This is a genomic window from Acinetobacter sp. SWAC5 (assembly GCF_003419885.1).
In the GTDB taxonomy this organism is placed as follows: domain Bacteria; phylum Pseudomonadota; class Gammaproteobacteria; order Pseudomonadales; family Moraxellaceae; genus Acinetobacter; species Acinetobacter cumulans.
Genome location: NZ_QUWR01000003.1, coordinates 1 through 26546, shown reverse-complemented (window position 1 = coordinate 26546; position 26546 = coordinate 1). Strand labels below are relative to the sequence as shown.

At 40.0% G+C, this 26546-nt stretch carries 27 protein-coding genes, 1 other RNA gene and 1 pseudogene; 9 read left to right on the top strand and 20 right to left on the bottom strand.

Annotation, left to right across the window (positions count from 1 at the left end):
* Nucleotides 1-83: 83 nt before the first annotated feature.
* From DYI81_RS02945 to DYI81_RS02935, 3 genes are all read right to left on the bottom strand, one after another.
* On the bottom strand, nt 84-860 hold the full coding sequence (locus tag DYI81_RS02945) for a glutathione S-transferase N-terminal domain-containing protein (protein ID WP_117006663.1): 777 nt from the start codon (nt 858-860) through the stop codon (nt 84-86).
* A gap of 205 nt (nt 861-1065) precedes the next feature.
* Entirely contained in the window at nt 1066-1578 is a 513-nt protein-coding gene (gene rraA / locus DYI81_RS02940) for a ribonuclease E activity regulator RraA (protein ID WP_106984813.1), read from the bottom strand.
* Between the two features lie 11 nt (nt 1579-1589).
* Nucleotides 1590-2255, bottom strand: coding sequence for a nucleoside-diphosphate sugar epimerase (locus DYI81_RS02935; protein WP_106984814.1), 666 nt, complete (start codon nt 2253-2255; stop codon nt 1590-1592).
* A gap of 215 nt (nt 2256-2470) precedes the next feature.
* Here DYI81_RS02935 and rpsT point away from each other — a divergent pair, with 215 nt between their 5' ends.
* Together rpsT and DYI81_RS02925 are read left to right on the top strand one after the other, a co-directional pair.
* A complete protein-coding gene (gene rpsT, locus DYI81_RS02930) occupies nt 2471-2737 on the top strand; it encodes a 30S ribosomal protein S20 (protein ID WP_106984815.1) in 267 nt (88 codons plus the stop codon).
* A gap of 189 nt (nt 2738-2926) precedes the next feature.
* Complete coding sequence (locus tag DYI81_RS02925; protein ID WP_106984816.1) at nt 2927-3367, top strand: hypothetical protein; 441 nt, start codon at nt 2927-2929, stop codon at nt 3365-3367.
* Between the two features lie 102 nt (nt 3368-3469).
* Here the strand turns inward: DYI81_RS02925 and DYI81_RS02920 are convergent, their stop codons facing one another.
* Nucleotides 3470-4204: a phosphoglycerate mutase family protein gene (locus DYI81_RS02920; protein WP_106984817.1), complete on the bottom strand. Its 735-nt coding sequence runs from the start codon at nt 4202-4204 to the stop codon at nt 3470-3472.
* A 53-nt stretch (nt 4205-4257) separates the two neighbouring features.
* Nucleotides 4258-5106 carry a 3'(2'),5'-bisphosphate nucleotidase CysQ gene (locus DYI81_RS02915; RefSeq protein WP_117006662.1) on the bottom strand — a complete coding sequence of 283 codons (849 nt, stop codon included), beginning with the start codon at nt 5104-5106 and terminating at the stop codon, nt 4258-4260.
* Nucleotides 5107-5120: 14 nt separating this feature from the next.
* Here DYI81_RS02915 and DYI81_RS02910 point away from each other — a divergent pair, with 14 nt between their 5' ends.
* From DYI81_RS02910 to DYI81_RS02895, 4 genes are all read left to right on the top strand, one after another.
* Entirely contained in the window at nt 5121-5807 is a 687-nt protein-coding gene (locus DYI81_RS02910) for an HAD-IA family hydrolase (RefSeq protein WP_117006661.1), read from the top strand.
* Nucleotides 5800-6246 (top strand): S4 domain-containing protein, encoded by a 447-nt coding sequence (locus tag DYI81_RS02905; RefSeq protein ID WP_106984820.1) that lies wholly within the window; start codon nt 5800-5802, stop codon nt 6244-6246. The genes DYI81_RS02910 and DYI81_RS02905 overlap by 8 nt, the downstream gene beginning before the upstream one ends.
* Before the next feature lie 140 nt (nt 6247-6386).
* A complete protein-coding gene (recA, locus tag DYI81_RS02900) occupies nt 6387-7430 on the top strand; it encodes a recombinase RecA (protein WP_106984821.1) in 1044 nt (347 codons plus the stop codon).
* Nucleotides 7431-7506: 76 nt separating this feature from the next.
* Entirely contained in the window at nt 7507-8130 is a 624-nt protein-coding gene (locus tag DYI81_RS02895) for a regulatory protein RecX (protein ID WP_117006660.1), read from the top strand.
* Between the two features lie 67 nt (nt 8131-8197).
* Here the strand turns inward: DYI81_RS02895 and ffs are convergent.
* Nucleotides 8198-8294: signal recognition particle sRNA small type (gene ffs / locus DYI81_RS02890), an RNA gene on the bottom strand.
* 291 nt (nt 8295-8585) lie between these two features.
* On the opposite strand from ffs, the gene DYI81_RS02885 reads away from it, so the two are divergent.
* Nucleotides 8586-9482 carry a YbgF trimerization domain-containing protein gene (locus tag DYI81_RS02885; protein WP_106984823.1) on the top strand — a complete coding sequence of 299 codons (897 nt, stop codon included), beginning with the start codon at nt 8586-8588 and terminating at the stop codon, nt 9480-9482.
* A gap of 91 nt (nt 9483-9573) precedes the next feature.
* Here DYI81_RS02885 and lpxA read toward each other — a convergent pair whose 3' ends face one another.
* From lpxA to rimO, 12 genes are all read right to left on the bottom strand, one after another.
* Nucleotides 9574-10362 carry an acyl-ACP--UDP-N-acetylglucosamine O-acyltransferase gene (lpxA, locus tag DYI81_RS02880; protein ID WP_117006659.1) on the bottom strand — a complete coding sequence of 263 codons (789 nt, stop codon included), beginning with the start codon at nt 10360-10362 and terminating at the stop codon, nt 9574-9576.
* On the bottom strand, nt 10359-10844 hold the full coding sequence (gene fabZ / locus DYI81_RS02875; protein WP_171356300.1) for a 3-hydroxyacyl-ACP dehydratase FabZ: 486 nt from the start codon (nt 10842-10844) through the stop codon (nt 10359-10361). The genes lpxA and fabZ overlap by 4 nt, the downstream gene beginning before the upstream one ends.
* A gap of 4 nt (nt 10845-10848) precedes the next feature.
* Nucleotides 10849-11922: a UDP-3-O-(3-hydroxymyristoyl)glucosamine N-acyltransferase gene (lpxD, locus tag DYI81_RS02870; RefSeq protein ID WP_117006658.1), complete on the bottom strand. Its 1074-nt coding sequence runs from the start codon at nt 11920-11922 to the stop codon at nt 10849-10851.
* 3 nt (nt 11923-11925) lie between these two features.
* Complete coding sequence (locus tag DYI81_RS02865; protein WP_106984842.1) at nt 11926-12426, bottom strand: OmpH family outer membrane protein; 501 nt, start codon at nt 12424-12426, stop codon at nt 11926-11928.
* 36 nt (nt 12427-12462) lie between these two features.
* Entirely contained in the window at nt 12463-14970 is a 2508-nt protein-coding gene (bamA, locus tag DYI81_RS02860; RefSeq protein ID WP_117006657.1) for an outer membrane protein assembly factor BamA, read from the bottom strand.
* A gap of 41 nt (nt 14971-15011) precedes the next feature.
* The gene (rseP, locus tag DYI81_RS02855) at nt 15012-16367 is read right to left on the bottom strand and encodes an RIP metalloprotease RseP (RefSeq protein WP_117006656.1); all 1356 of its coding nucleotides are present in this window, start codon (nt 16365-16367) and stop codon (nt 15012-15014) included.
* Nucleotide 16368: 1 nt separating this feature from the next.
* Nucleotides 16369-17565, bottom strand: a complete 1197-nt coding sequence (gene ispC, locus DYI81_RS02850) for a 1-deoxy-D-xylulose-5-phosphate reductoisomerase (RefSeq protein WP_117006655.1) — start codon at nt 17563-17565, stop codon at nt 16369-16371.
* Nucleotides 17566-18390 carry a phosphatidate cytidylyltransferase gene (locus DYI81_RS02845; protein WP_117006654.1) on the bottom strand — a complete coding sequence of 275 codons (825 nt, stop codon included), beginning with the start codon at nt 18388-18390 and terminating at the stop codon, nt 17566-17568. It lies immediately after the preceding gene.
* 3 nt (nt 18391-18393) lie between these two features.
* Nucleotides 18394-19146 carry a polyprenyl diphosphate synthase gene (gene uppS, locus DYI81_RS02840; RefSeq protein WP_117006653.1) on the bottom strand — a complete coding sequence of 251 codons (753 nt, stop codon included), beginning with the start codon at nt 19144-19146 and terminating at the stop codon, nt 18394-18396.
* Nucleotides 19147-19152: 6 nt separating this feature from the next.
* Nucleotides 19153-19707: a ribosome recycling factor gene (frr, locus tag DYI81_RS02835; RefSeq protein WP_106984832.1), complete on the bottom strand. Its 555-nt coding sequence runs from the start codon at nt 19705-19707 to the stop codon at nt 19153-19155.
* A gap of 82 nt (nt 19708-19789) precedes the next feature.
* Entirely contained in the window at nt 19790-20518 is a 729-nt protein-coding gene (pyrH, locus tag DYI81_RS02830) for a UMP kinase (RefSeq protein WP_106984833.1), read from the bottom strand.
* 40 nt (nt 20519-20558) lie between these two features.
* Entirely contained in the window at nt 20559-21896 is a 1338-nt protein-coding gene (gene rimO, locus DYI81_RS02825) for a 30S ribosomal protein S12 methylthiotransferase RimO (protein WP_117006652.1), read from the bottom strand.
* Between the two features lie 352 nt (nt 21897-22248).
* Between rimO and glnL the strand changes: the two genes are divergently transcribed.
* Nucleotides 22249-23358 carry a nitrogen regulation protein NR(II) gene (gene glnL, locus DYI81_RS02820; RefSeq protein WP_117006757.1) on the top strand — a complete coding sequence of 370 codons (1110 nt, stop codon included), beginning with the start codon at nt 22249-22251 and terminating at the stop codon, nt 23356-23358.
* Complete coding sequence (gene glnG / locus DYI81_RS02815; RefSeq protein WP_117006651.1) at nt 23345-24823, top strand: nitrogen regulation protein NR(I); 1479 nt, start codon at nt 23345-23347, stop codon at nt 24821-24823. Before glnL ends, glnG begins: the two co-directional genes overlap by 14 nt.
* 69 nt (nt 24824-24892) lie before the next feature.
* Here the strand turns inward: glnG and DYI81_RS02810 are convergent, their stop codons facing one another.
* Both DYI81_RS02810 and DYI81_RS02805 read right to left on the bottom strand, forming a co-directional pair.
* On the bottom strand, nt 24893-25219 hold the full coding sequence (locus DYI81_RS02810; protein ID WP_117006650.1) for a hypothetical protein: 327 nt from the start codon (nt 25217-25219) through the stop codon (nt 24893-24895).
* 157 nt (nt 25220-25376) lie between these two features.
* Nucleotides 25377-26402: pseudogene (locus DYI81_RS02805) on the bottom strand (MFS transporter); the annotation flags it as partial.
* Nucleotides 26403-26546: the final 144 nt, after the last annotated feature.

Sequence of the window (26546 nt, the reverse complement as noted above, 5' to 3'; positions counted from 1 at the left end):
AGCGATGACATATAAAAAGTTGAAATAGACGTTTCTTACTGCCCTAAATTGCCAATGTATTTTATTCTACGCCTGTATTTGATTTAGGCACCATATTGTGCGCGCAAATACTTTACTATTTTCGCAGACTCAAATAATTTTACACCTGTATTTGGGTCGACCAAATAAGGGACTTGAATATTATCCCCCATTAATTTCAACACTTGCTCACGTTTTCCACCTTCGAGTGGCACATATTGGCCTGGCTTTAAACGTAAAATCGCCATACCTTGATCTTGCCAGCGTTCTTTGGATACGTTATGAAACTTAAAAGCCAGCTCTAACTCAGTCAGCTCTGCACGCACAATACGCGTAAATGGGCTCGCTTCAAAGCCCCACAACTCTAGTAACTTTTCAGGGGCTTCACGTTTTAATATCTTTTTATTAACCCAAACACCACGCGCGCCATTTACCACAGTTCCCGCTAAAGCGAGTACAGGTACTTTAGGGTAATGTGAATATTGTTTTGGTGTTTGGCCTGTTTTGCCATAATGTTTAAATAAATGATGAATAATCGCCTGCGATTCATATAGTTGCGTCCCCGTATTATCATCAACTAAAAATGGAAATTGGCGACGCCCACCCAATGCTTTCATTTCAGTTCTATAACGCTCACCACCTTTGGGGCAAGGATATACTTCATAATCTAAATTGAGTGTCGTCATTACCTCACGCACACGGCGACAAAACGGTGAACCTTCAAATTCATAAAGTTTCAGGGCCTTTTCTGGTTGTTTAGGATGAGCTGTTCCATTGGTACCCCGCCCACCTTCTAATACAGCAGAGGCAATTGCTTGAATCACTTTAATTTGATGGAGCATAGATCTCATCCTTTTTCGTTTTATGTATTGGTATTTTTATGGCAGGTCACTTTAAAAGGTGACGCTCAGCAGAAAATGACTTAATGACTGATAGCACAGCACCACTTCAGTACTGTGCTATCTAAAATTTTATTGAGCGCTTACATTCAATTTATAATCAGGCATATACATCGTAGACCTGACAGACCACATCCACTTCTACAACTTAAAGTTGAACCAAAGCTTCTTCTGCAATCACAATTCCGTTATTGTCTGCATAAATAAATTGGCCTGACTGTATAACAACACCGCCAAAGCTGAGTGCAACATCCGTTTCACCTAAGCCTTTACGGTTACTTTTTTGTGGAATCGCAGCCAAAGCATGTACACCAAGATCTAAAGTTGCAATTGCATCTACATCACGGACACAACCATAAATAATCACGCCATTCCAGTGATTTTCTACTGCTGATTCTGCAATCATGTCACCCATCAGTGCACAACGCATGGAAGCACCACCATCAACAACCAGCACCTTACCTTGCCCATTCGTCGCCAATAGTTCTTTTACACGCGAATTGTCTTCAAAACATTTCACTGTAACCACTTGGCCACTAAAGCTTTTACGCCCGCCATAGCTCTTAAAAAACTTTCCGTCTAATGATGGGCACATCACTTGAATATTTTTTTCTGGATTGTCATCGAGTAAGTCACACGTCACAAATGGCACTGTAGACACAATATTTCCCCTCATTTGGTTTTTTGTATGCGTAAATTATCATAAATCTGAAATTTTTCGGTCTGCGTATGTGCTACCTCGACCATAGTATGAGCCACTTGATCGGCTGTCACTGGCTTATATTTAAAAGAATCGGGTACGAAATGCGAAAAGCGTCTATACAGTTTTTGTGCAGCATCTTCTAAGGTACGTGAACTTTCTCGCTCTCCCAAAAGCAATGAGGGCTGTATAATGGAGGTACAACACAAATCTAAACTTTTTACATAATACTCTAGCTCGCCTTTGACCCGATTATAAAAAAATGGCGATTGGCTATTTGCACCTAAAGCGCTGAGCAAAATAAAATGTGTTGGCGAATATTCTAGTAATTCCGCAAAATGTGCATTGATACTAAAATCCGTCTGATAAAATTTTTCTTTGCTTCCTGCCTGTTTCATTGTGGTGCCCAAACAACTAAATGCATGTGTATATGCCATCACATCTTGTTTATTGAGTTTTAAAAAATCATCTAGCACTAATTGTTGCACTTTAGCCGTTTGATTCAGTTGCGTATCTCTTTTTCGAACAACAGCTGTAATATTGCTACAGTCGTCCAACAAACTCAGCGACTGAATTAGTCGTCGACCCACCAAACCTGTTGCCCCGATCACGATTGCATTTTCTATAGATTTACTCATTTTTTATACAATATCCTCTAAACATGACTAATCTACGCTTTTCTTAGGACATTTTCTTCATCTAAAATGTTGTCAAAGCATGTCAAGACTTGACTTAAGCACTTAGTTTAATCACAATATGGCACTTGTTTACGGGCTGGTGATAGTTCTTCTGATGTTGGTTTTCAGATGTAATTTCAGCCCGCCCAGACCAATCTAATTCAAGGAGTGCACGAGTGGCAAACTCTGCTCAAGCAAAAAAACGTGCTCGTCAAAACGTTAAAGCACGTAAACACAACGCTAGCTTACGTTCTATGGTTCGTACTTATCTTAAACGTACAGTAGCTGCTATTGCTGCTGGTGACTATGCTGTTGCTACAGAAGCTTACAAAAAAGCTGTACCTGTAATCGACCGCATGGCTGATAAAGGCATCATCCATAAAAACAAAGCTGCTCGTCATAAGAGCCGTTTAAATGCACAAGTTAAAGCGCTAGCTAACTAATTTGTCGCAGTGAAAAAAGCCCATTTTTGGGCTTTTTTTTGTTTTTGTATCATCTAAAAACCAAGCTATTCCCTCATAATTTAAATCAAACCAATATCATTCCAAACCCAATAATCCCATATTTTTTTTATGGTATTCCAAATCGATCTATTGTATGTTGATAACACCATCCTCTGGGATATTCATAGCATGATTGACAAATTTCTACCCACACTTGAAAAATTTCAACAGACCGAACAGCAATACATCAACTATTTTAGTGCCAAAGGCGAAAAAGATATTTTATCCAAAGTCATTTCTAATATGAAAGGCACAGCCGAAATACAAGCCTCACAAGGGGTTGATGCATGGTTGGCTTATGGCGTTTATTTACCTGCAATTGAACGTATATTTGCCTTACATTCAGGTGAGTCAGAAAGCCAGTTTTATCAACGCACCCAATACCCGCAAGAGGTTGTCGAGGCTTATACCCTTGCTGAGCATGAGATTGCGACTTTGATTGCCGCTGATAAATACAGCCGCATTCATCAGCAAAACACCGCAACCAATACAGCGATTTGGCCTTTAAATGATACTGGACGCTACATTAACCTGAATGATTATCCAAAACGAATCAAAGCTAAAATTTAAATGAATCATCAACTATAAAAAAAGCTCAATAGATATATATTGAGCTTTTTACATTACTTTTAGAATGAAGCACTAGATTTTTAATGCGCTTTAATACATGTATTAGGTTTGCGGTTGAAAATCTGCAATATTGAGTTCATTTAATTGGCCACGCCAAATCCACTTCAGCTTGGATTCGAGAAAAATATCTCCCTCAAACCACACAAATAGCCCTTCCATCATCTTTGGCCATTCTTCACGTGTAATCCCATGCTTACCCGAAATAACCGCCAATATAGCCGCCAAAATCGTGTCATGGCTCACCGCTAGGCTTAAACCCGAATGATTACTTGGATGCGTGTTATATATCAATTCCAGTACATCCACGACACCATTAATAGGATGTTTCATGCCTGGTAAAGCATTATTTACAAAACTATTGATAAAGCCTAATGCACCTTGCTTTTTAAAGTATGGGCCTGCCTGTTTAATATCTAAAACAAAACTTCCTGGCTCGACCAATAAGCCTTGCTCAATAATTTCAATATGATGCGTATTTACTGCAACAGACTTTGCATCCGCACCCTCAATCATCAGCGCAGCGGTATCTACACAACGTTGAATAGGACTTGAAATGCAATGCTCAATAACCCGGTCCGTATTTTCAATTAAATACTCACCCCAAGCTTGTGCCAAATCACGGCCTTGATTGGTCAATTGTAAATCATAGCCTGCTAATCCTTGACCAGTAACCACTTCACGAATCGAGTGTCGTGTAAATAAAGTCACTGGTGTTTTAGCATCAGGCAATAAATCTAGAGCCTTGAGCATACTAGGAGGAAGCAGATCTAAAGCCATAACACATCAAATGCACAATCGTTTGCATTACTATAGCATGAACAGTTTTTAGCTCAATCGCTGTTCTGCATTAACTCAAGTGCCTGTAAAGCAAGTTTTTTCATATTGTCATCTTTAAAAGCGATAAAACCGCCATTTAACAAGCTCTCACGCTGATTATAAACAAAGGGACGACCTTTAAAATCAAGTAAGCCACCACCAATGCGTTCGATCAAACATTGACCCGCACTGGTATCCCATTCGCAGGTTGGATGAAATCTCGGATAAATATCCACACGATCTTCTAGCATCATGCAAAACTTATACGCACTTCCCGCCTTAAATACCGCATAGTCTGTCAATTGCGACAAAGCTTGCAGATATTCTGCATACTTAGGTTTGTTTTGACTGCTTTGACTTAAACCAACCTGCACTACAGTTGTTGTTTGAACATCGTATTCAAACCATTGTTGGCTATCAATATTATATTTTAGAGGCATTCCCTGTTCTGGGCAGATATAAACATCTCCTGCACCTGGTATGACCAATATTGCAAAAACCGTATTTGCACCTGAGACCTTACTCAGGTTAATGGTAAATTCAGGCCGTTGATGTAAAAACTCTTTGGTTCCATCCAAAGGATCAAGTAACCAAAACTCAGACCATTGCCGACGTAAATCTTGCTCACCTTCTTCTGACAAAATAGGCAAGTCAGACAAGTTCATTAACTGCTCACAAATATAAGCATTTACCCGATAATCCGCCTGAGTGACAGGTGATTGATCAGACTTTTTCAGCACCTCAAAATTACCACCGACACAATACTGGCGATATTCTTCTCGCAAAATTTCACATGCCTGTGTCACAATGGGCATCAACTGTAAGATTGTCGGGTCTTGCGGTATTGCTGTAGTTTTAAACATAGAATGCCCTATATATGTCAAATTATTCAGAAAAGCCAACGATCATCTTTGATATGGATGGCACGCTCCTTGATCTTGCCTACGATGACTTTATTTGGAATGAGCTCTTACCCATTCGTTATGCCGAGCTACACCAATGTAGTCTAGAGCAAAGCACTCAGACTTTATTCAATTTTTATCAACAACATAATCATACCTTAAAATGGTACTCATCACGCTTTTGGACCTCACAAGTTGGCGTAGATGTGCTAGCGATGCAAATTGAACAGAAACATAAGGTCGCAAAACGTGCAGGCTGTATCGCATTACTCGAATATTTAAAACAGCATCAGTACCCGATTTGGCTGGCCACCAATGCTGATACAGCTGGTCTTGCTTTTAAGTTAGAAGAAACAGGGCTTGCCGCCTACTTCGATGTCATTATCAGTAGTGAAACCGTTGGTCATGCCAAAGAATTTAATGAATTTTGGCAAGCTTTGCATGAACGTCACCCTTTTAACCCAAAACATTGCTATTTTATTGATGATACCGAAAAAGTCTTAAAAGGTGCGCAAGGCTACGGAATAGATGCTTTGTTTAGTATTCGCCAACCGTCTTCACAAAAAGCACCACGCGATTCATTCAATTATCCAATGCTCGATGCATTAACAGATCTCATCCCTATTTTACAACAAGCTGAGGAACTCAAAAAATATGCGTAAATCAAACCTAGCCGAAGATGCGGTTGGAATGCGTATAGACAAATGGCTTTGGGCTGCACGGTTTTTTAAAACCCGCTCTATTGCTAAACATGCCATAGAAGGTGGTAAAGTCCACCAAAATGGTGAGCGCGTAAAAGTCTCACGTGAAGTACGTGTAGGAATGGAACTCACCATTCAACAAGGCATTGAGAAAAAGACCGTTGTAGTAAAATCACTCTCTGATGTACGTGGCCCTGCTCCTGTTGCTCAGCTACTTTATGATGAAACGGAAGTGAGTTTAGCCAAACGGGAATTGCTTGCATCACAAAGAAAGTTGCATAATCTAGCTCGACCAGATCACCGACCTAGCAAAAAAGATCGTCGTGATATTGGTAAATTTAAAAAAGAAAATGATCAGATGTTTGACCAGCAATGGTCGTATCATGATGATGTAGAATGACGCGTCACAATGTGTCGCACACACTGTGATAGGTATAGTTAATCAGGATGAATTCTGTCACTATACGCTGGTGGAAAAGGTTTAAAGTAAATACATCCACTTGAGTATATTGTTTAGTGACATCGTATTGAGGTTGTAAGATGGATGATAATAAAAGCAAAGCGTTAAACGCAGCTTTAAGCCAAATTGAAAAGCAATTCGGCAAAAACACAGTAATGCGCTTAGGCGACAATACCACACAAGCAGTTGAAGCAGTGTCTACGGGCTCGCTTACACTTGATATTGCGCTAGGTATTGGTGGCTTACCAAAAGGCCGTATTATTGAAATCTATGGTCCTGAATCATCAGGTAAAACCACCATGACACTTCAAGCCATTGCTGAATGTCAAAAAGCAGGTGGTACATGTGCATTTATCGATGCCGAACATGCACTTGACCCTCAATATGCACGCAAACTTGGCGTAGATATTGACAACCTATTGGTTTCTCAACCAGACAATGGCGAACAAGCCCTTGAAATCGCAGACATGCTTGTACGTTCTGGTGCAATTGACTTAATCGTTGTCGATTCTGTAGCTGCATTAACGCCACGTGCTGAAATTGAAGGTGAAATGGGCGATTCGCACATGGGCCTACAAGCACGCTTAATGAGCCAAGCACTACGTAAAATTACAGGTAATGCTAAGCGCTCAAACTGTATGGTTATCTTCATTAACCAAATTCGTATGAAAATTGGTGTGATGTTTGGTAGCCCAGAAACTACAACTGGTGGTAATGCATTAAAATTCTATGCATCTGTACGCCTAGATATCCGTCGTATTGGCCAAGTGAAAGAAGGTGATGAAATCATCGGTTCTGAAACTAAAGTCAAAGTAGTAAAAAACAAAATGGCGCCTCCTTTCCGTGAAGCACTATTCCAAATTTTGTACGGCAAAGGTGTTAACCACCTTGGTGAATTGATTGATCTTGCTGTACAACAAGACATCGTACATAAAGCGGGTGCTTGGTATTCGTACCAAGGCGACAAGATTGGCCAAGGTAAAAACAATACCATTCGCCATCTTGAAGAACATCCAGAATTAGCACAAACGATTGAGAAATTAATCCGTGAGCAACTTCTGACCACAGGTACTCCTGTTGTTGAAGATAAAGACGAAGAAGAACCAGATTTTCTAGATGCATAATGACATCTAAATCAGGTTAAACTATAAAACGCCCTACGGGGCGTTTTTCATTGTTCAGCAATATGCCACTTTTGATATGACCGATCCAAAATTTCCTAAACTCCTCGATTATGAAGCGCTCAAACAACAGTTTGGTGAAGAAGAATCCGCCACAACAACGCAAAATAACCCCAAAGAAACAGATAACCCATCATTTAAAGCAGAAGATGGCTTATTTGCAGACCCAGTGAAGGAAACTAAGCCCGGACTAAAAGGCACACGCTTACGCTCCTACGCCTTTGCTGTGCTTACACGTAAAGAGTTCTCTAAAGCCGAATTAATTGAAAAGCTTGCCCTATATGCAAAAGATCGCAATGAGGTCATTACACTGGTCGATGAGCTCTCACGTGAAAACTATCAGAGCGACCAGCGTGTTGCAGAAATGATGCTCTCGAGCCAAATGCGTAAAGGCAAAGGCCCGAATCAAATTAAAATGAAATTAAAAAATAAAAAGGTTGATCATCAGCTGATACAAGATGAACTAAAAGAAACCGATTGGGTACAGCAGGCCTATGAACTTAAAGTAAAAAAGTATGGAACTGATGTCGCGACAGATCAAAAGCTAAAAGCAAAGCAAATTAGATTCTTAATGTATCGAGGTTTTGAAATGGATGCGATTATGAAGGCAATTAAACGTAAATCAGATACAGACTTTGATTAAAGAAGTAAAATTGAGAAAATAAAAGAGAGGATTTAATTTTTATAATAATAAAAGAAACTGGTGGCAACCCTACCAGCAAAACTTCGGCACATCATAATTCTACTACCGTTGCTACCTTCCGGTCCTGGCGGGGTTCGTAGAGTACAATTGCGAAGTAACCAGCAGGGCTACCATTGCAAGAACAGAGTATAGAGATTTTTATTAAACTTGCAAGCACTCTGACATAAATTAGCTAAACCATTTATTCGTTTGATTATTTTTAAATCAAAATAAGGATTTTTTAGAAAAATACCATCTCCATCATAATGAATTTTATTTACCTTTCATCACAACAAGCATGAAAATGCGTATTGCATTTAATGAAGTTGGCGTTTTTAATGTGTCTATTGAAAATCAACATGATGCCTGACTCAACTGAAGTTGAGTAGCTAATGAAAAGACTATATGGAACTTAAATTATGTTAAAAAAACATGCGCTCGGCACACTGCTTCTTTGCTGCACCGCACCCGTTTTTGCCAATATTCCAATTGAATCACGGGGTTTAAGCCAAAATTCGGCGAGTTACGCACCTAACAATACACAAGCCGCTATTTCTACAGGCTCAGGTGAAACGGTAACCACCAATCTAAATTGGCAACTCATGCAGAAAAATCAACAGCTTGAAAATGACATTCGTACTTTACGCGGTAAAATTGAAGAGCATGATAACGAAATTGAAAAACTTAAAAATGAATTAAATAACCGTTATGCTGATTTGGATCAACGCCTAGAAACATTACAACAAAAAGTAGAGCCTTCAGAAGAAAGCGCTACGCCCGAGGAGGATAACCAACAAGGTACTGCACCCAGCACCAGCAACACCTTAAAAACTGCGCCAGTGAACAATACACCAACCCCAACGATTAAAACATCGGCTGTTGTTGTTCCTGCAAAATCAACCGTTACACCTACAACAACAAAAACTGCTCCAATTGCAGTTAAATCCGATGAGTTAGATAAAGCTGCATATACAGTAGCATTAGATGCCTATAAACAAGGCGGAGCTAAAAAAGCCATTGCACCAATGCAAAACTTTATCAAAAACAATCCAAACAGCGTTTATATCAGTAATGCTCATTTCTGGCTGGCCGAGTTTAACGTTGCGATAGAGCCATCTAATTTTAGCGAGGCTAAGCGAAATTACAGCATTGTCGCAAACCAATACCCAAATTCAGCACGTGCTTCTAGAGCACTTTATCAGCTGTATAGCATTGCAAAAGATGTCGATCACAACACAGCACAAGCAACGCAGTACAAACAAAAGTTACTTAAGAGCTACCCGCAGTCTGAAGAAGCCAAATACTTTAAATAATTTAGATGTTATAGCAGATAATGTACGTTAAATTTTCTGTTAAACACCCATAAAAAAGACCGCCTCATGGCGGTCTTTTTTAGATTAAAGCTTAACGTGTAATACCACGTTTTGACTGCTCTAATGAATCAATTAGTAATTGCGCTTCAGATACTTCAGGTAAAATCTCTGCACGAATTTTATCTAAAGCTTCTTGCGTGGTTAAGCCTGATTTATAAATCAACTTAAATGCTTCTCGAAGACCTTGAATCACGTTCTTCGACCAACCCTTACGACGCATGCCTTCGATATTCATTGCAAATGCATGTGCAGGATTTCCTGACACCATGACATACGCTGGGACATCTTTCAAAATAAGTGATGCACCACCAATCATACTGTAAGAATCAATTTTACAGAATTGGTGAATACCTGAGTTACCCCCAATTACAACATAGTCGCCCACGTGCACATGCCCTGCAACACCTACATTGTTTGCAAAGATATTGTGATCACCGACCACACAATCATGTGCAATATGTGTATTCACCATTAATAGGTTATGACTACCCACTTTTGTCAGACCTTGATCTTGAACTGTGCCACGATGCAAGCTGCAATGCTCACGAATCGAATTGTGGTCACCAATTTCCAACCAAGTTTCTTCCCCTGCATATTTTAAGTCTTGACAGACTTCTCCAACACTTGCGAATTGGAAAATTTCATTGTATTCACCAATACGGGTATAACCACCAACCACAACATGTGAATGCAGGTGGGTGCCCGCACCAATTGTGACATTTGGACCAATAATACAATAAGGGCCAATTTTCACATCTGGAGCAATGACTGCTGATGAGTCAATAATAGCGGTGGGATGAATGAATTCGTTATTACTCATGCTTGCTCTATTTTCTGATGCGAAATCATAATTTCCGCAGTTGCTGCGACTATGCCATCCACAGTAGCAATACAATTATATTTGTAAATACCACGTTTTTGCATGACAAGTTCAGATTTTAACACCAATTGATCACCTGGAACGACTGGCTTTTTAAAACGCACTTTCTCGGCACCAGCAAATAAAAATAGATTACCCGGGGTTGGTAATTTATTGTTCATTACGAAGCCAAGAATACCTGAAATTTGCGCCATTGCTTCAACAATTAACACACCCGGCATAATCGGAAATTCTGGGAAATGTCCCTGTAAAAACTCTTCATTGATTGAAACGTTTTTATAACCAACAATGCTATTTTCAGTGATATCAGTAACACGATCAACCAACAAAAATGGATAGCGGTGTGGAAGATATTCACGAATTTTTTGTGCACTCATTGGCAACTCTGGTTTCGTGAATGCAGGTGTATTCGACTCAGTCATCATATTATTTACGCAGTTTAAAAGTTGATTCAAGGGACTCAATTTGAGCTTGCATATGATCAAGTCGTTTGACCAGCTGGGTCAATGGCACATCTGCTAATTGTCTCATACGAACAACTGTGCGTTTCCATTTCTGATTTTCAAACAACGCTGTACCAGAAGAATACTTTCCAGCTTCAGAAATATTATTTGTCACCATTGACATTCCTGTCAAAGTCACATTATCCGCAATTTTAAGGTGCCCTGAGACTGCACTAGCACCACCAATGATACAATTTTTGCCAATGGTTGTGCTACCTGCGATTGCAATATTTGCAGCTAAAGCCGAATGCGCACCTATATGAACATTATGTGCGATTTGCACAAGGTTATCGATAATGACACCTTCTTCCAAAATTGTGTCATCCATTGCACCACGATCAACACTGCAATTTGACCCAATACGTACGTCATTTGCGATACGTACTGAACCTAATTGTGCAATTCGGTTCCATTTGCCTTGATAAGGTGCAAAGCCAAAACCTTCACTACCAATCACTGTATTTGCATGAATACGAACACGATCACCCAATTTGCACGCACCCATTAAGGTAACATGTGATTCAATTAGGCAATCCCTCCCCACCTCAACATCATCATCTAAAGTTGCATGTGCTTGAATAACAGTATGCTCACCCACAACACAATGCTCACCAATGACAACATAGTGACCAATATAGGCTGTTTCGGCAATCATGGCAGATGGATGGATTTGGGCTGTCGCTTCAATACCCGTTTTTGTGTTCTTTTTTTCAAACACATGGGTCAATATGGCAAAGGCAAGATATGGATTAGCCACCACAATAAAGTTTTGCTGGGCTGAATTGAGATGTGCTTTAAGCTCTGCCGTGACAATCAGTGCACCGGCTTGAGATTGATTAGCTTGATCAAGATATTTTTCTGCATTTACAAATGCGATATGCTCTGGCTGTGCATGCTCAAGGCTAGCCAAACCTTTGAGTCGTAAATCTGCATTACCAACAGCTTCGCCTTGCACGAGGCCGGCGAGCTGTTTTAAACTTAACTGTTCAGGATTCATCGATTACTTAATTGCATTAACCTTTTGAATCATTTTATCAGTTAAATCATACTTAGCGTCATAAGCTAACGCTGAATTTTTATTCAAAACCACGTCCAGATTATTTTCCTTCCGCAATTGTTCAGCTGCTTGCTTAATTCTTGAGTCCATAACTTGGTTAATCGATTGAATATTCGACTGTACCGTAGCTTGAACTTTTTGCTGCAAAGCATTTAAAGTGCTTAACTTAGTTTGATATTGCTGAGCAAGTTTTTGCTTTTCCGCATCTGACAATTTATTTGCACTTTGTTGTGCTTTTAATTGCATAGCTTCAAGCTCTTTGCTCAGATTTTCAATCTGTGTTGTTTGGGGCTTAATTTGTTGCTGAAAAGACATATTTTGCTGTTTCAAATATGCACTTTGCTCAACAATACGCTCTAGATCTACCACACCATAGCCTGCGGCATGTACAGCAGTAGAGCCCAATACGCTAAGGGCGAATAGGCTTTTAAGTATTATTTTCATTTTAACTTCCATCACTTATTCCGAAATGGACCGTACTTAGAACGTACGGCCAATTTCAAACTGGATATTCTTCGTGTTATCGCCTGCTTTTTCATTCAATGGGAATGCATAGCTCAACGATAATGGACCAATCATGGTAATCCATGTAAAGCCTGCACCTACGCTATAACGCATATTTTTTGCATCAAAGCCAAAATTGTCTTCACAGTACTTTTTAGCATCCACTGCAAGTGTTGCATCGAGATAAATCTTTTCTGATGACACATTACACTGTGTATCAAAGACTTGTGCACCCTCAGCAAACAATACAGGACGAACTTGACGTGCCCAATCACCTTTAAAAGGCATTGGAAGCACTAGCTCTGTACCAAATTGCACCAAGGCATTACCACCAACTTCTTCAGGATCCCAATCTTTCTGATGTGTTTCACTGTATTGAACGCCAGGATATTTAGGGCCTAAAGTACTATTATCATAACCACGTACCGAACCAAAACCACCTGCATAGAAGTTTTTAAAGAACGGTAAATCATTACCATAACCCAACTTACCATAACCACGTAATACAAAGTCTTTACCCAGCGGGAAGAAGGCTTGCGCATCATAAGTTAGTTTTTGATATTCAACATCACTGCCCGGTACCGCAATTTCAGCATTCACACGATGTGACATACCGCTGGTTGGGAACATTGGACGGTTTAATGTGTTATATGACCAACCTAAGTTTAAGTTATAGGTTAGGAAATCACCCTCAAATGCTGAGCCATACTTCGGTGACAATTTACCAGGTGGACATACCATTTCACCTGTAGTTGGATCTTTTTCCAATTCAACCAAACAATAGGTTGAAGTATTTGTGGTCTTACCACCATTGGCTAATAAGTAGTCTCGCACATAAGTTGATACATACGCACCTGCTGTCACTTTAGTACTATCAATGTTTAAACCAGCACTAATACTTTGGTTTTCATCAATTGGATAGCCAAAGTTAATACCACCACCAAAACTGTCTGTAACGTAGTTGTTTACGTTATAGTCATTGTTTAGCTTGGTTTTACGGTAGTACATGTTATAACCACGACGTACACCATCAATAGTGAAGTACGGGTCTGTAACACTTAAGTTATAGTAATCTTGTGTTTCTGAACGTGATAAATCAATCGCAACTGAGTTACCTGTTCCCAAGAAGTTAGTTTGACTTAAACCTGCTTGGAAAGTTACACCGCCACTTTGCGAGAAACCAACAGCAAGTGTACTTGTACCTGAGTGCTGTTCTTCAACATTAATGTTTAAGTCCACTTGGTCTGGTGAATTTGGTACACGGGCAGGTTTAATATCTACAGTTTTAAAGAAGCCAGTACGCTCTAAACGTACTTTTGACAAATCAATTTTTTCATTGCTTGCCAATGCACCTTCCATCTGACGCATTTCACGACGCAATACAGAATCCGCAGTTTTACTATTCCCGGTAAAGTTAATGCGTCGAACTGTAACTTGCTGACCTGGATTAATGTAGTAGTTTAAATCAACTTGTTTTGTTTCATTGTTGATTTGTGGCACCACATTGACTTCAGCATAGTAATAACCAGAGTTACCATACTTACGCAGTAATAGTTGCTTCACTGCGTTCACTTTTTCTTGTGAATACAGCTCATCCGATTTATAAATTTGTAATGCTTGAAGGTCTTTTTCAGAGTAAAGCGCATCACCTAAGAATTTAGTTTCGCCAAATTTAAACTGCTCACCTTCATCTACTGATACTTCAATAAAGACGTTCTTTTTGTCTTCACTCAAGTTCAAACTTGAATTGGTAATATTGAAATTGATGTAGCCTTTGTTCAAATACATTGCGCGCAATGATTCAAGGCTGGCTGCCATTTTTTCACGTGCATAACGGTCATTACGTGAAACAACAGATGCCCAACCACTTTCTTTCACAGCAAAGGCTTGCTTGATATCAGCATCTTTAAATACTGTATTACCAATAATATTAATATCAAAAACTTTTGCAGCTTTACCTTCAGTAAATTCCAGTAAAAGATCAACACGGTTATTTGGTTTTGCAGTCGTTGTTACTTTAACATCAGCATCATAGCGGCCTTGTTGCATATATTGCTGTTCAAGCTCAGTCTCAACAATTTGCAATGCAGACTTTTTCAGTACTTCGCCTTCAGCTAGACCCATTTTTTTTAAGCCTTCTTCCAAGGCTTCTTTAGGAATCAGCTTATTGCCTTTTAACTCAATTTTAGAAATAACAGGACGTTCTACAACTGTAAATATCAGGTTATTGCCTTCTTGTGATGTTTTAATATCATCAAAAAGTCCTGTTGCGTATAAAGTACGAATTACATTTGCTATTGAAGAATCGCTGACACGATCACCACTAGTGACTGGCAACATGCCATACACACTTTCTGGTGTTAAACGGACAAGTCCGTTTACTTTTACATCTTGTACTACAAAATCATCCGCTGCATATATTTGTTGTGTAGCTGCCATTGCACTAACGAGTGCCAAAGGCATAAATAAATGTGTGTGCTGCATGCCAGTCTTTTCCGCTGTTAAATTTATTTCATCATCTACGCTTATAAACGCATAAAATCATTGAAGAGTGCGAGTAGCATCATGCTACCCAGCAGTACCATACCAATTTTTAGTCCAACCAATTGTATTTGTTCAGAAACAGGTTTACCACGAATTAATTCAATAAAATAGTAAACTAAATGACCACCATCCAGCATCGGAATAGGTAATAAGTTTAAAATTCCCAAACTCACACTCATGAGTGCCATAAATGAGATAAAGGTTTGCCAACCCATTTCTGCACTTTGGCCTGCCACTTTTGCAATCGTGATTGGGCCAGATAAGTTATCTAAACCAATCATACCTCGAACCATTTTTACAATGGAGTTCAGAATCATACTCGAAAGTTGACCTGTTTTATCTAGCGCCATTGTAAACGCTTCAACTGGTGTGTATTGAATTGTTTGCTTATATTCTGCTGGAATCACAACTTTACCAGGGTCACTTTGCACCCCAAGCACACCTGTGACTTTACCCATATTATCGCGTTGACCTTGTGGCATTACTTCTAAATGCACAATTTTTTGATCACGCAATACATCAATCTTTAATAACTTTTCTGGTGATGCTTTTACCACTTGTACCACATCAAACCAATCATTCATCTTTTGACCATCAATCGCAACAATACGATCTCCAGCCTTCATGCCTTGGCGAATCGCAGCCCCATCCTCACTCAATTTTGTGACAGTCGCTGGAATTTCTGGACGGTATGGAACAAAACCTAAAATATCTAAAGGTGATTCAGATTGATCTTTAAGAAAACCTTGGATAGGCAATTGAAAGTTTTTGACTTCTCCAGCACGATCCGCTGTCACTAAAATATTGCCTGTTTCACCTACACGGTCAACCAGCGCATAATTGAGCTTTTCCCATGTACTTACAGGTGTACCATCAATTGCAGTAATTTTGTCACCTGTATGCATCTGCATTGTTGCAGCAGGTGTATTTGGCAACACTTTACCTACACGTGTATTTAATTGCTCTTGTGCAGGTAAAAAAAGTACCCAAAACAAAACCACGGCTAAGGCCAAATTAATTAATGGCCCAGCAGCTACAATTGCAATTCGCTTCCAAGGATGCTGACGGTTAAATGCAAAAGGTAAATCCTCTTCTGCAACATTGCCTTCACGCTCATCTAGCATTTTGACATAGCCACCTAATGGCAATGCCGAAAGCTGGTATTGAATCCCTGATTTCTTAGAAGTCCATTTCAGAATAGTTGGCCCAAACCCAATGGAATAAACCAACACTTTTACGCCAAGTTTACGTGCAACAAAATAATGACCAAACTCATGTATTGCAATTAAGGGCCCCAACAACAGAATTGCAGCCACAATAATAAACAAGGCGCTCATACTAACTTCCTTTATTGGTCACCAATTGTTGTGCAATTGCACGCGCTTCAGCATCTGCTTGTAAAATCACATCCAGATTGTTTGCAGCCTGATGTGCCAGTTGATTCAATGTTTGCTCAACAATCGCAGGGATCTGCATAAATCCAATTTTTTGCTTTAAAAACGCATCCACCGCAATTTCATTGGCTGCATTTAAAATCGCAGGTGTAGTTCCACCTACTTTCATGGCTTGACGTGCCAATTTAAGTGCAGGGAATCGAGTTGTATCAGGCTCAACAAAATTTAATTGCGAATGTGTAAATACATTTAATGCTGGAACATGCGTTTGTATGCGTTCAGGCCAAGCCAAAGCATGTGCAATTGGCGTACACATATCTGGATTACCCATTTGTGCCAAGGTCGAACCATCTACATATTGCACCATAGAGTGGATGATACTCTGTGGATGCACAACAACTGTTACAAAATGTTCTTCAATTGAAAATAAATGACAGGCTTCGATCAACTCTAAACCTTTATTCATCAACGTAGCAGAATCTACAGATATTTTTTGCCCCATAGACCAATTTGGATGTTTACATGCTTGCGCAGGTGTCACCGAATGTAATTGTTCTAGGCTATGGTTTAGAAATGGACCACCAGACGCGGTCAGTAAAATATTGGACACACCCAGTTTAGGTTGACCATTTCGTTCGGCCTGAAAATAGTTTTGAGGTAAGCACTGAAAAATAGCATTGTGCTCAGAATCTACAGGCAATAGTGTCGCATGATGATCCAAAGCAGCTTGCATCATGATATCGCCCGACATTACCAATGCTTCTTTATTGGCAAGTAAAACACGCTTACCTGCCTTTACAGCAGCTAAAGTCGGAAGCAGACCAGCCGCACCAACGATTGCTGCCATCACCACATCAACATCTGAATGTGAAGCAACAGCAATTAAGCCTGCCTCATCAGCCAAAATTTCGATGTCAGCCAATTGCTCTGCCACAAGGAGCTGTCGTAATTCATCTACTTTAGAGGATGGTACAACAGCGTATCTCGGTCGGTACTGTTTGCAAATTTCTACCAGCTCTGCAAGTCTGCTCTGCGCAGTCACTGCAAAAACGGAATACTCTTGTGAATGTTGCGCCAAGATTTTCAAGGTACTTTGACCTATCGACCCTGTTGCACCCAATATACAAACAGATTGAGACATTTATAAATCTACGCCAAGAAGTTTTAAAACATATATGCCCGCAGCAAAAATTGGGGCAGCAGCCAATAATGAGTCAATTCGATCGAGCACACCGCCATGACCAGGAAGAATTCGACCCGAATCCTTAATGCCAGCACGACGTTTAATCATCGATTCAAATAAATCACCCAATACTGAGCTAAATACGGTAATCACAGATAAAATAAGGAATAAAGCATGTTCTGCTAAGCTTAAGTCAAGATAAACCACCTCAACTACAACCACGATTAACATTGCAGTAAACACACCACCATACAAACCTTCTAAAGATTTGTTTGGACTCACATCGGGTGCGAGTTTCTTTTTGCCCAGCTTACGTCCTACGAAGTAAGCACCACTGTCTGCACCCCAAACCAACAGGAATAAGTACATGAGCCACCACGGTGAACTCTGCCAAACAGAGAAAATGGCTGTAACAGCTGCTGAAACCAAAACCAAACCTATGACTTTAAGCGTTGGATTATACCAACCGTCATATTCTGGATAAGATTTCACCCAATAAACACTGAGCAACCACGTCAAAATCGAGGCTGCCCAAAGTAATAAAGCCACATCATTATAGCTTAATGCTAAGGTAGAAATCGCAGCAGTGACTAAACCATAGCCCCATGCAAGCGGTTTATTTACATTCTTAGATTTTTTAGGCATGAGTTTAAACCACTCATAGCCAGCAACCCCAGCTGCAATGATCATCAGCACAAACATTGGGTAATGCGAAGACGAAGCAAACATACAGCTCAGTACAACCGCAACTAGCACCAATGCGGTAATAATCCGCTCTAACATTTATTAATTCTCAAGTGACGCTTGTTGAACTTGTTCTGATGTTTTACCGAAGCGACGTTCACGCCCTGCAAATACTGCAAAAGCATCATCTAATTCTTCAACGGTAAATTCTGGCCATAATGTATCTGTAAAATACAATTCTGCATAAGCGGCTTGCCACAATAGAAAGTTCGATAGACGGAAATCTCCACCTGTACGAATTAACAAATCTACTGCAGGTAAATCACTCATGCTGACATAGCGACCAAATACATCGGTATCTATTGCATCAAGCGTTAATTTGTTTGCCATAACATCGGCCGCAATCTGCTGTGCAGCGTGCGCCATATCCCACATACCGCCATAACTTATCGCAATGGTCAGCGTCATGCTAGAGAAGTTAGCAGTCCTTTCTTCGGCATGCAACATGAGTGCACGTAATTCTGGAGATAAACGTGATCGATCTCCGATAAAACGGAGCGAAATGTTAAATTTTTCCATACGTGGCAATTGTTCATGAATTGTTTCTTCTAACAATTTCATCAACAAATCAACCTCAAATTGAGGTCGTTTCCAGTTTTCACTAGAAAATGCAAACACTGTTAATGCTTGAATATTGGCTTGGCGACAATGCTCGACGATTGGATCTAGGACGTCTTTACCAGAGCGATGCCCTTCACCTTTTTGCATTAGATTTTTTTTGGCAAAACGATTGTTGCCATCCATGATGATGGCAACATGTTTTGGAAGACTGGAATTTTCTTCAGAAACGGTCATTCAAGATTAGACCTTCATTAATTCAGCTTCTTTTGCAGCTAAACGTTTTTCTACTTCAGCAACAAATTTGTCTGTAATTTTTTGAATGTCATCACCAGCACGACGCTCATCATCTTCAGAAATTTCTTTTTCTTTCAACAATGCTTTGATATCACCTAAAACATCACGGCGAATATTACGAATCGCAACTTTTGCATTTTCTGCTTCATTACGCGCAACTTTTTGCATATCACGACGTGTTTCTTCAGTTAATGCTGCCATTGGTACACGAATCGCATCAGCAGTAATTGGGTTTAAACCTAGATCAGATTCACGAATTGCTTTGTCAATTGCAGCAACCATTGTACGTTCAAATGGTTGAACCAATAGTGTACGTGAGTCTTCTACACCCACGTTTGCAACTTGGTTTAATGGAACATCAGAACCGTAGTAAGGAACCATAACACCGTTTAGGATAGATGGGTGCGCACGACCTGTACGTACTTTTCCAAAACCATGCTCTAAAGACTCCAGCGACTTGTTCATGCGTTCTTCGGCGTCTTTTTTAAGATCGTTAATCATAAGATCTTCCTTACTAAATTTTAAATAATGAGGTATAACTAAATATAATCTGTAGTATAAAGAGCTTTCAGCCCCACGTACATTAGTTCGTAACGTGGGTACCTTCTTTTTCACCCATTACAACAGATAACAATGAACCCGCTTTGTTCATGTCAAATACTTGAAGTGGCACGTTATGATCACGGCATAAGCAAATTGCTGTTAAATCCATTACGCCTAATTTTTCATCCAACACTTGGTCAAATGTTAAAGCATCATATTTCACAGCATCATCGTATTTGCTTGGATCTTTGTTGTATACGCCATCAACTTTAGTTGCTTTTAAGATCAAGTTAGCTTCAATCTCGATACCACGTAAGCATGCTGCTGTATCTGTCGTAAAGAATGGGTTACCTGTACCAGCAACAAATACACACACTTCACCACGAGTTAAATGACGAATTGCATCACGGCTTGAATATGATTCAACCACAGCACCAATTGGCAATGCAGACATCAAACGCGTTTTAATATTACGACGTACCAAAGCATCACGTAATGCTAGGCCATTCATTACAGTTGCCAACATGCCCATTTGATCGCCTGTTACACGGCCTACTAAACCATCCTTTTGTAACTGACTGCCACGGTATAAGTTACCACCACCAACAACGATACCCACTTGAACACCCAAACCAACAAGGTGCGCAATTGCGAGTGACATTTGATCGAGCACTTGTGCATCGATACCCATATCTTTATTGCCTGCCAAAGCTTCACCAGAAAGCTTTAGAAGAATGCGACCAAAACGCGGTTTTTTAGAATCAAGCATCATCAACTCCGAATTATTTAATTTCAATTATTTTCGTGAATCATTTAATACGAATTAATTTCGCATATAAGTCATATTCATCTGCATCGGTGATTTCCACTTCAAGCAAATCACCCGCCTTAATTAATGATTTATCGATATCTTCAACAAAGACATTACCATCAATTTCAGGTGCATCCGCATAAGAGCGTGCAACTGCAACTGGGAACTCATCTTCTAAATCATCAACCAACACTGTCATGGTTTGACCAATACGTTTTTGCAGTTTAGCTGCAGAAATTTCTTGTTGAACTTCCATGAAGCGTTCATAGCGTTGTTGCTTAATTTCTTCAGGCACATGATCTGGCAAATCGTTTGCTGTCGCACCTTCAACTGGTGAGTAGGTAAAACAACCCACGCGATCTAACTGTGCTTCTTTTAGCCAATCCAACAGCATCACAAAGTCTTCTTCAGTTTCGCCCGGGAAACCCACCACGAAAGTTGAACGAAGTACCAGATCAGGGCATTTTTCGCGCCATACTTTTAAACGCTCTAGGGTATTTTCACTATGCGCAGGACGTTTCATCAACTTCAAGACCTTCGGACTTGCGTGTTGGAATGGAATATCCAAATATGGAAGAATTTTACCTTGTGCCATTAAATCAATCACAGCATCTACATGCGGATACGGGTAGACATAATGCAAACGAACCCAAATGCCCAACTGCCCTAAAGCTTCACACATATCGTAAAACTTAGTTTTTACAGGTTGACCATTCCAAAAGTCCAATTTGTACTTCGTATCTAGACCGTATGCAGAAGTGTCTTGTGAAATTACAAGAACTTCTTTTACACCCGCATTTTTGAGTGCTTGTGCTTCACTTAACACCGAGCCCACTGGACGTGAAACTAAATCACCACGCATGCTTGGAATAATACAGAATGTGCAACGGTGGTTACATCCTTCTGATATTTTCAAATATGCATAATGTTTTGGTGTTAAACGAATCCCTTGCTCTGGAACAAGGTCAATGAATGGATTATGTTTTGGTGGCTCTGGAACGTACTCATGTACTGCTTCCATGACTTCCTGATATGCCGCAGCACCTGTCACCTTTAAGACATTTGGATGCATTTGGCGAATTTTGTCTTCGTCTTTACCTAGACAACCTGTCACAATCACGCGACCATTCGCGCTCATTGCTTCACCAATGGCGTCTAAAGACTCTTGTACTGCAGATTCAATAAAACCACAGGTATTTACAACAACTAAATCTGCACCATCATAATCTGATGCAACATCATAACCTTCAGTTTTTAACTGAGTTAAAATTCGTTCGGAATCAACCAATGCCTTAGGACAACCTAAAGAAACAAAACCGACTTTGGGGGATTTCATGAATCTGCGCTCCACTAGAATGCGCGTATTGTATGTCTTTTCTTTACATAAAAATAGGTGAAAAGGCTACTCTTTATATCACGCACCAAAATAATGCTATAAATTCACTCATATAATTAAAAATGCACCATTTTGAACCATATTTTATTTACAGCCCTTTTTTTATTCGCTATACATTTAAATTAAAGGCCAAGTTCGGCACATTCTTTTAATTCAGCACTCAAATTTGGCGTTCTTTTAGAAAAGTTGGCGTGCATTTTGCTTACTCTGCATCAATTCAGTCCGTTTACTGAAAACAGAATGCCTTATGAAGATGCCATTGCGCCATTTTAAAACAGAACACCCACCGCTAATGGATCAACCTATGACCATCGATTATCGGCTATTAGTAGATAATTTAACCACAGCGATTTTACTGGTCGATAGTAATCTCAATATTTATTACTTAAATTCATCATGTGAAGCACTTTTTGATATCAGTTTACTTCGGGCTGAAGGCCTCCCTGTTCTTCATTTACTGCACATGCCAAATGATGAATTTAATACAGAAGAAGCTTTAAACAACACACTACAGTCAGGGCAACCTTATACACGACGCGAAGCAACAATTAATGTCAACTTTAAAGACATTCATGTTGATTACACCGTATCTCTATTGAGCTCAGGTAAACCTTATCACCCGTTGCTGATAATTGAACTCAACCCTATTGACCGAATGCTTAAAATCTCTAAAGAAGAGAATCTCATTCAACAACATCAGGTAGCGCGCCAACTCATTCGTGGCGTTGCACATGAAATTAAAAATCCTTTGGGTGGCATCCGTGGTGCAACACAGCTTTTAGCACGTAGTTTAAACGATCCGCAGTACAGCGAATTTACCGACATTATTATTAGTGAAGTTGATCGTTTACGTAATCTTGCTGACACCATGTTAGGTTCGCGACAACTGCCAAGCTATGAACCAACCAACGTACACGAACCTTTAGAACGTGTACGCGCACTGATTGCTAACCAAACCAAAAAGAAAATTAAGATCACACGTGACTATGACCTTTCTTTACCTGATGTCATGGCAGACCGTGATCAACTAATTCAAGTCATGCTGAACATTAGCGTGAATGCTGTACAAGCCATGACTGAAAATAAAGATTTCTTTGTAGAGCATCAGCCAGAATTGACGCTTCGCACACGTATTCAACGCCTTGTCACAATTAATGGTGTACTTAAACGCTCTGCAGTACGCATTGATATTGAAGATAACGGCCCTGGTGTGCCTGAAGAAATCTTGGAATCTGTGTTTTATCCTTTAGTGACTGGACGTGCTAAAGGTACAGGCTTAGGCCTCAGTATTGCGCAAAATATTATGCATCAACACAACGGAATGATTGAATGCCAATCCGTTCCAGGCAAAACAACTTTTAGCTTATATTTACCTTGGGAGTCAGGACATGTCGCGAAATAAAATATGGGTCATTGATGATGATCGCGCGATGCGCTGGGTTTTAGAAAAAACATTTAAAGAAGAAGGTTTTGATGTTACCAGCTTTGAAGAGGCTCAATCTGCACTTGATCAACTCAGCGTAGATGCACCTGATGTCATTTTGACTGATATTCGTATGCCAGGTATTGATGGTTTGACCTTCCTCGGAAAAGTAAAAGGCAGTCATCCAGATCTTCCTGTGATTATCATGACAGCCCACTCAGATCTAGAGTCTGCTGTATCAAGCTATCAAACAGGTGCTTTTGAATACCTACCTAAACCTTTCGACATTGATGAAGCATTAGCCTTAGTGAATCGTGCGATTTTGCACATTGCCAAGCTTCAACAACAAGAATCTGCAAAAACGGTTCAACCTATTCAATCGACAGAAATCATTGGTGAATCACCTGCTATGCAGGAAGTGTTTCGTGCCATTGGTCGTCTATCACAATCGCATATTACTGTACTTATTAATGGTGAATCGGGCACAGGTAAAGAATTGGTCGCACATGCGCTACATCGCCACTCACCACGTGGCAGTAAGCCATTTATTGCACTCAACATGGCAGCCATTCCCAAAGATTTAATTGAAACTGAATTATTTGGTCATGAAAAAGGCGCCTTTACGGGTGCGAACACGCAACGCCAAGGTCGCTTTGAGCAAGCCAATGGTGGTACGCTATTTCTAGATGAAATTGGTGATATGCCATTTGAAACCCAAACACGTTTATTGCGTGTATTGGCCGATGGCGAGTTTTACCGTGTAGGCGGACATATTCCTGTGAAGGTAGATGTACGTATTGTGGCTGCCACCCATCAGGACCTAGAAAAATTAGTCCATGAAGGTCGCTTCCGCGAAGACTTATATCACCGCCTAAACGTGATTCGCATTCATATTCCAAAATTAGCGCATCGTAGCGAAGACATTCCAATGCTTGCGCAACATTTCTTGGCGCGTGCAGGTAAAGAGCTGGGTGTTAGTCCAAAAATCTTGCGCCCAGAAACGCAAGAATATATGCAAAAATTGCCTTGGCAAGGTAACGTGCGCCAGCTGGAAAATACCTGTCGCTGGCTAACGGTTATGATTACAGGCCGTGAAGTTTATCCTGAGGATTTACCTTCCGAGTTAAAGCAGATTCCAATTCACCAAAGTGGTGAAGGCTCACCTGCGCCAAATACTTTGGACCGTATTTCAATTCATCATTGGGACGAACTATTGGGCCAGTGGGCGGTACAAAAACTTAAAAATGGCGAAATGAAGATTTTAGACATTGCTACGCCAATGTTTGAGCGTACATTGATTAATGCTGCACTACAGCAAACTCGTGGGCGTAAACGTCATGCAGCTGAACTTTTAGGTTGGGGCCGTAATACACTCACACGTAAACTAAAAGAGTTAGGCATGGATAGTGCCGACGATGAAGTTGAAGAAGAATTAGAAAGCTAATTCTCTCGGCTCATGCAATAAAAAAAGGCTAATCTTCGGATTAGCCTTTTTGATTGAAACCTTAATGCATTAAGCAGTAATCCCCACATAGCGCGAGTAACCTTCAATACCTAAATCTGACTGATAAATAACAAAATCTGGATAACTTGATGCTGTTAGTTCCTCAATCACCACCACTTGATCGTCATTGGCATGCATATCATCTACAGTACGGCGCAAAGTATGCTCAAATTCATCCGTAATGTATTCAAAGCCAATATCCATCGCAATAAACAACGTATGCTCACACGGCTGTACATATTGCTCTTCTGACCAATTGATCACGGCTTGCTGGCAATGTGGGCAGTTAATATTATCGGTTGCCTGAATAGGAAGTTGAATAAGTTGATAAGCCATGAATATTTATATCTTGAGTGAATCAAATGATTTTAGCAAAAACTCAGTATTTGCTGATGCTATTTTTATATTCTAACTTAGCCTGAATGTCAGATTCCACAAAAAAAGGAAGCCGAAGCTTCCTTTTATATCTCTATTTTTACAACAATAATTCGCGTTATTTTTTACTCGATTTATAAGCAGATAACGCTGCCACAGCAACCGCTGACAATACAATCCCTGGTGCACTTGCAAGTAAGATACCTGTAGTACCAAGACCTAAAGCCAAAATCTTACCTGTAAGTAATGGACCTGTCATAGCACCTAAACGACCAAGAGAAATTGCGCTACCTACACCTGTTACTTTGCCCGCTGAGTTATAGAAAATTGGTGAAATGCCGTACAGAATCGATTGACCGCCTGTAGAGAAAATACCACCAATTAAGCCCGCAAATACCAACAATGGAATAGATTTGGTTGTGAATAAAATTAATACCGCAATAAATAGACCGATATAGATAATCACAGCCATTTGCCACAATTTTAAACGGTCAAGTAAGTAACCTAAACCCAGCGTACCAATCACTGCACCTACTTGGAAAATCAGCATAATCATAAATGCTTGTGATTTTTCTAAGCCTTGCTCCATAAGTAAGTTTGGCAACCAACTGATTAAGATGTAGTTCACCATCAAGGTAAAGAAGAAACTCACCCAAAGCGGCAATGTGTATTTGTAGCGATTTTCTGCAAACAACACTTGTGCCATTGGTGGCACAGCCTCTACCGCTAGTGATTCGACCTTTTCTTTGCGCTTATCTTTTAAGATAACAGCCATAAATGGAAGCAATACCAAAGGCGTTAAACCGCCAATTAAAAATAGTGTATGCCAAGAAATATCTTTAAAAATGATAGCCAAGCCCGCAACAAAGATTGCACCTACAGGCAAGCCACAATACATCAAGCTGTTTAATTTACCTCGGTTTGCTTCAGTTGCTTCATCACCCACCACTGAAATCATGGTTGGCATTGCAGCCCCCAAACCTAAGCCTGTAAAAAAGCGGGCTGCATATAATATTTCTACACTTGGCGCCAATGCAGTTACTGTCATAAATACGCCAAAGATCGCGATTGAAAGCATTAATACTTTCTTTTGCCCTAAATAATCTGCTACACGGCCACCAAAAAATGCACCGAATAACATACCTGCTATTCACCAATTAAAATGTCTATGCGATAAACCATTTAAAATGTCCTGTTTTTAACTGCAAGAGTCAAGAACAGGATTTAAATATCTTTGTTCAATAACAGCTTTCTGAGCTTTACGACTCGGCATACTTTTCTTGAGACG

Coding starts and splice junctions, on each gene's coding strand:
- frr (WP_106984832.1), bottom strand. CDS start 19,707: ATGATTAACGATCTTAAAAAAGACGCCGAAGAACGCATGAACAAGTCG.
- lpxD (WP_117006658.1), bottom strand. CDS start 11,922: ATGAATCCTGAACAGTTAAGTTTAAAACAGCTCGCCGGCCTCGTGCAA.
- pyrH (WP_106984833.1), bottom strand. CDS start 20,518: ATGCTTGATTCTAAAAAACCGCGTTTTGGTCGCATTCTTCTAAAGCTT.
- fabZ (WP_171356300.1), bottom strand. CDS start 10,844: ATGACTGAGTCGAATACACCTGCATTCACGAAACCAGAGTTGCCAATG.
- glnL (WP_117006757.1), top strand. CDS start 22,249: ATGGATCAACCTATGACCATCGATTATCGGCTATTAGTAGATAATTTA.
- DYI81_RS02905 (WP_106984820.1), top strand. CDS start 5,800: ATGCGTAAATCAAACCTAGCCGAAGATGCGGTTGGAATGCGTATAGAC.
- lpxA (WP_117006659.1), bottom strand. CDS start 10,362: ATGAGTAATAACGAATTCATTCATCCCACCGCTATTATTGACTCATCA.
- recA (WP_106984821.1), top strand. CDS start 6,387: ATGGATGATAATAAAAGCAAAGCGTTAAACGCAGCTTTAAGCCAAATT.
- DYI81_RS02865 (WP_106984842.1), bottom strand. CDS start 12,426: ATGAAAATAATACTTAAAAGCCTATTCGCCCTTAGCGTATTGGGCTCT.
- rseP (WP_117006656.1), bottom strand. CDS start 16,367: ATGAGCGCCTTGTTTATTATTGTGGCTGCAATTCTGTTGTTGGGGCCC.
- DYI81_RS02920 (WP_106984817.1), bottom strand. CDS start 4,204: ATGGCTTTAGATCTGCTTCCTCCTAGTATGCTCAAGGCTCTAGATTTA.
- DYI81_RS02945 (WP_117006663.1), bottom strand. CDS start 860: ATGCTCCATCAAATTAAAGTGATTCAAGCAATTGCCTCTGCTGTATTA.
- DYI81_RS02925 (WP_106984816.1), top strand. CDS start 2,927: ATGATTGACAAATTTCTACCCACACTTGAAAAATTTCAACAGACCGAA.
- DYI81_RS02895 (WP_117006660.1), top strand. CDS start 7,507: ATGACCGATCCAAAATTTCCTAAACTCCTCGATTATGAAGCGCTCAAA.
- uppS (WP_117006653.1), bottom strand. CDS start 19,146: ATGACCGTTTCTGAAGAAAATTCCAGTCTTCCAAAACATGTTGCCATC.
- glnG (WP_117006651.1), top strand. CDS start 23,345: ATGTCGCGAAATAAAATATGGGTCATTGATGATGATCGCGCGATGCGC.
- DYI81_RS02845 (WP_117006654.1), bottom strand. CDS start 18,390: ATGTTAGAGCGGATTATTACCGCATTGGTGCTAGTTGCGGTTGTACTG.
- DYI81_RS02810 (WP_117006650.1), bottom strand. CDS start 25,219: ATGGCTTATCAACTTATTCAACTTCCTATTCAGGCAACCGATAATATT.
- rimO (WP_117006652.1), bottom strand. CDS start 21,896: ATGAAATCCCCCAAAGTCGGTTTTGTTTCTTTAGGTTGTCCTAAGGCA.
- DYI81_RS02910 (WP_117006661.1), top strand. CDS start 5,121: ATGTCAAATTATTCAGAAAAGCCAACGATCATCTTTGATATGGATGGC.
- DYI81_RS02935 (WP_106984814.1), bottom strand. CDS start 2,255: ATGAGTAAATCTATAGAAAATGCAATCGTGATCGGGGCAACAGGTTTG.
- ispC (WP_117006655.1), bottom strand. CDS start 17,565: ATGTCTCAATCTGTTTGTATATTGGGTGCAACAGGGTCGATAGGTCAA.
- bamA (WP_117006657.1), bottom strand. CDS start 14,970: ATGCAGCACACACATTTATTTATGCCTTTGGCACTCGTTAGTGCAATG.
- DYI81_RS02915 (WP_117006662.1), bottom strand. CDS start 5,106: ATGTTTAAAACTACAGCAATACCGCAAGACCCGACAATCTTACAGTTG.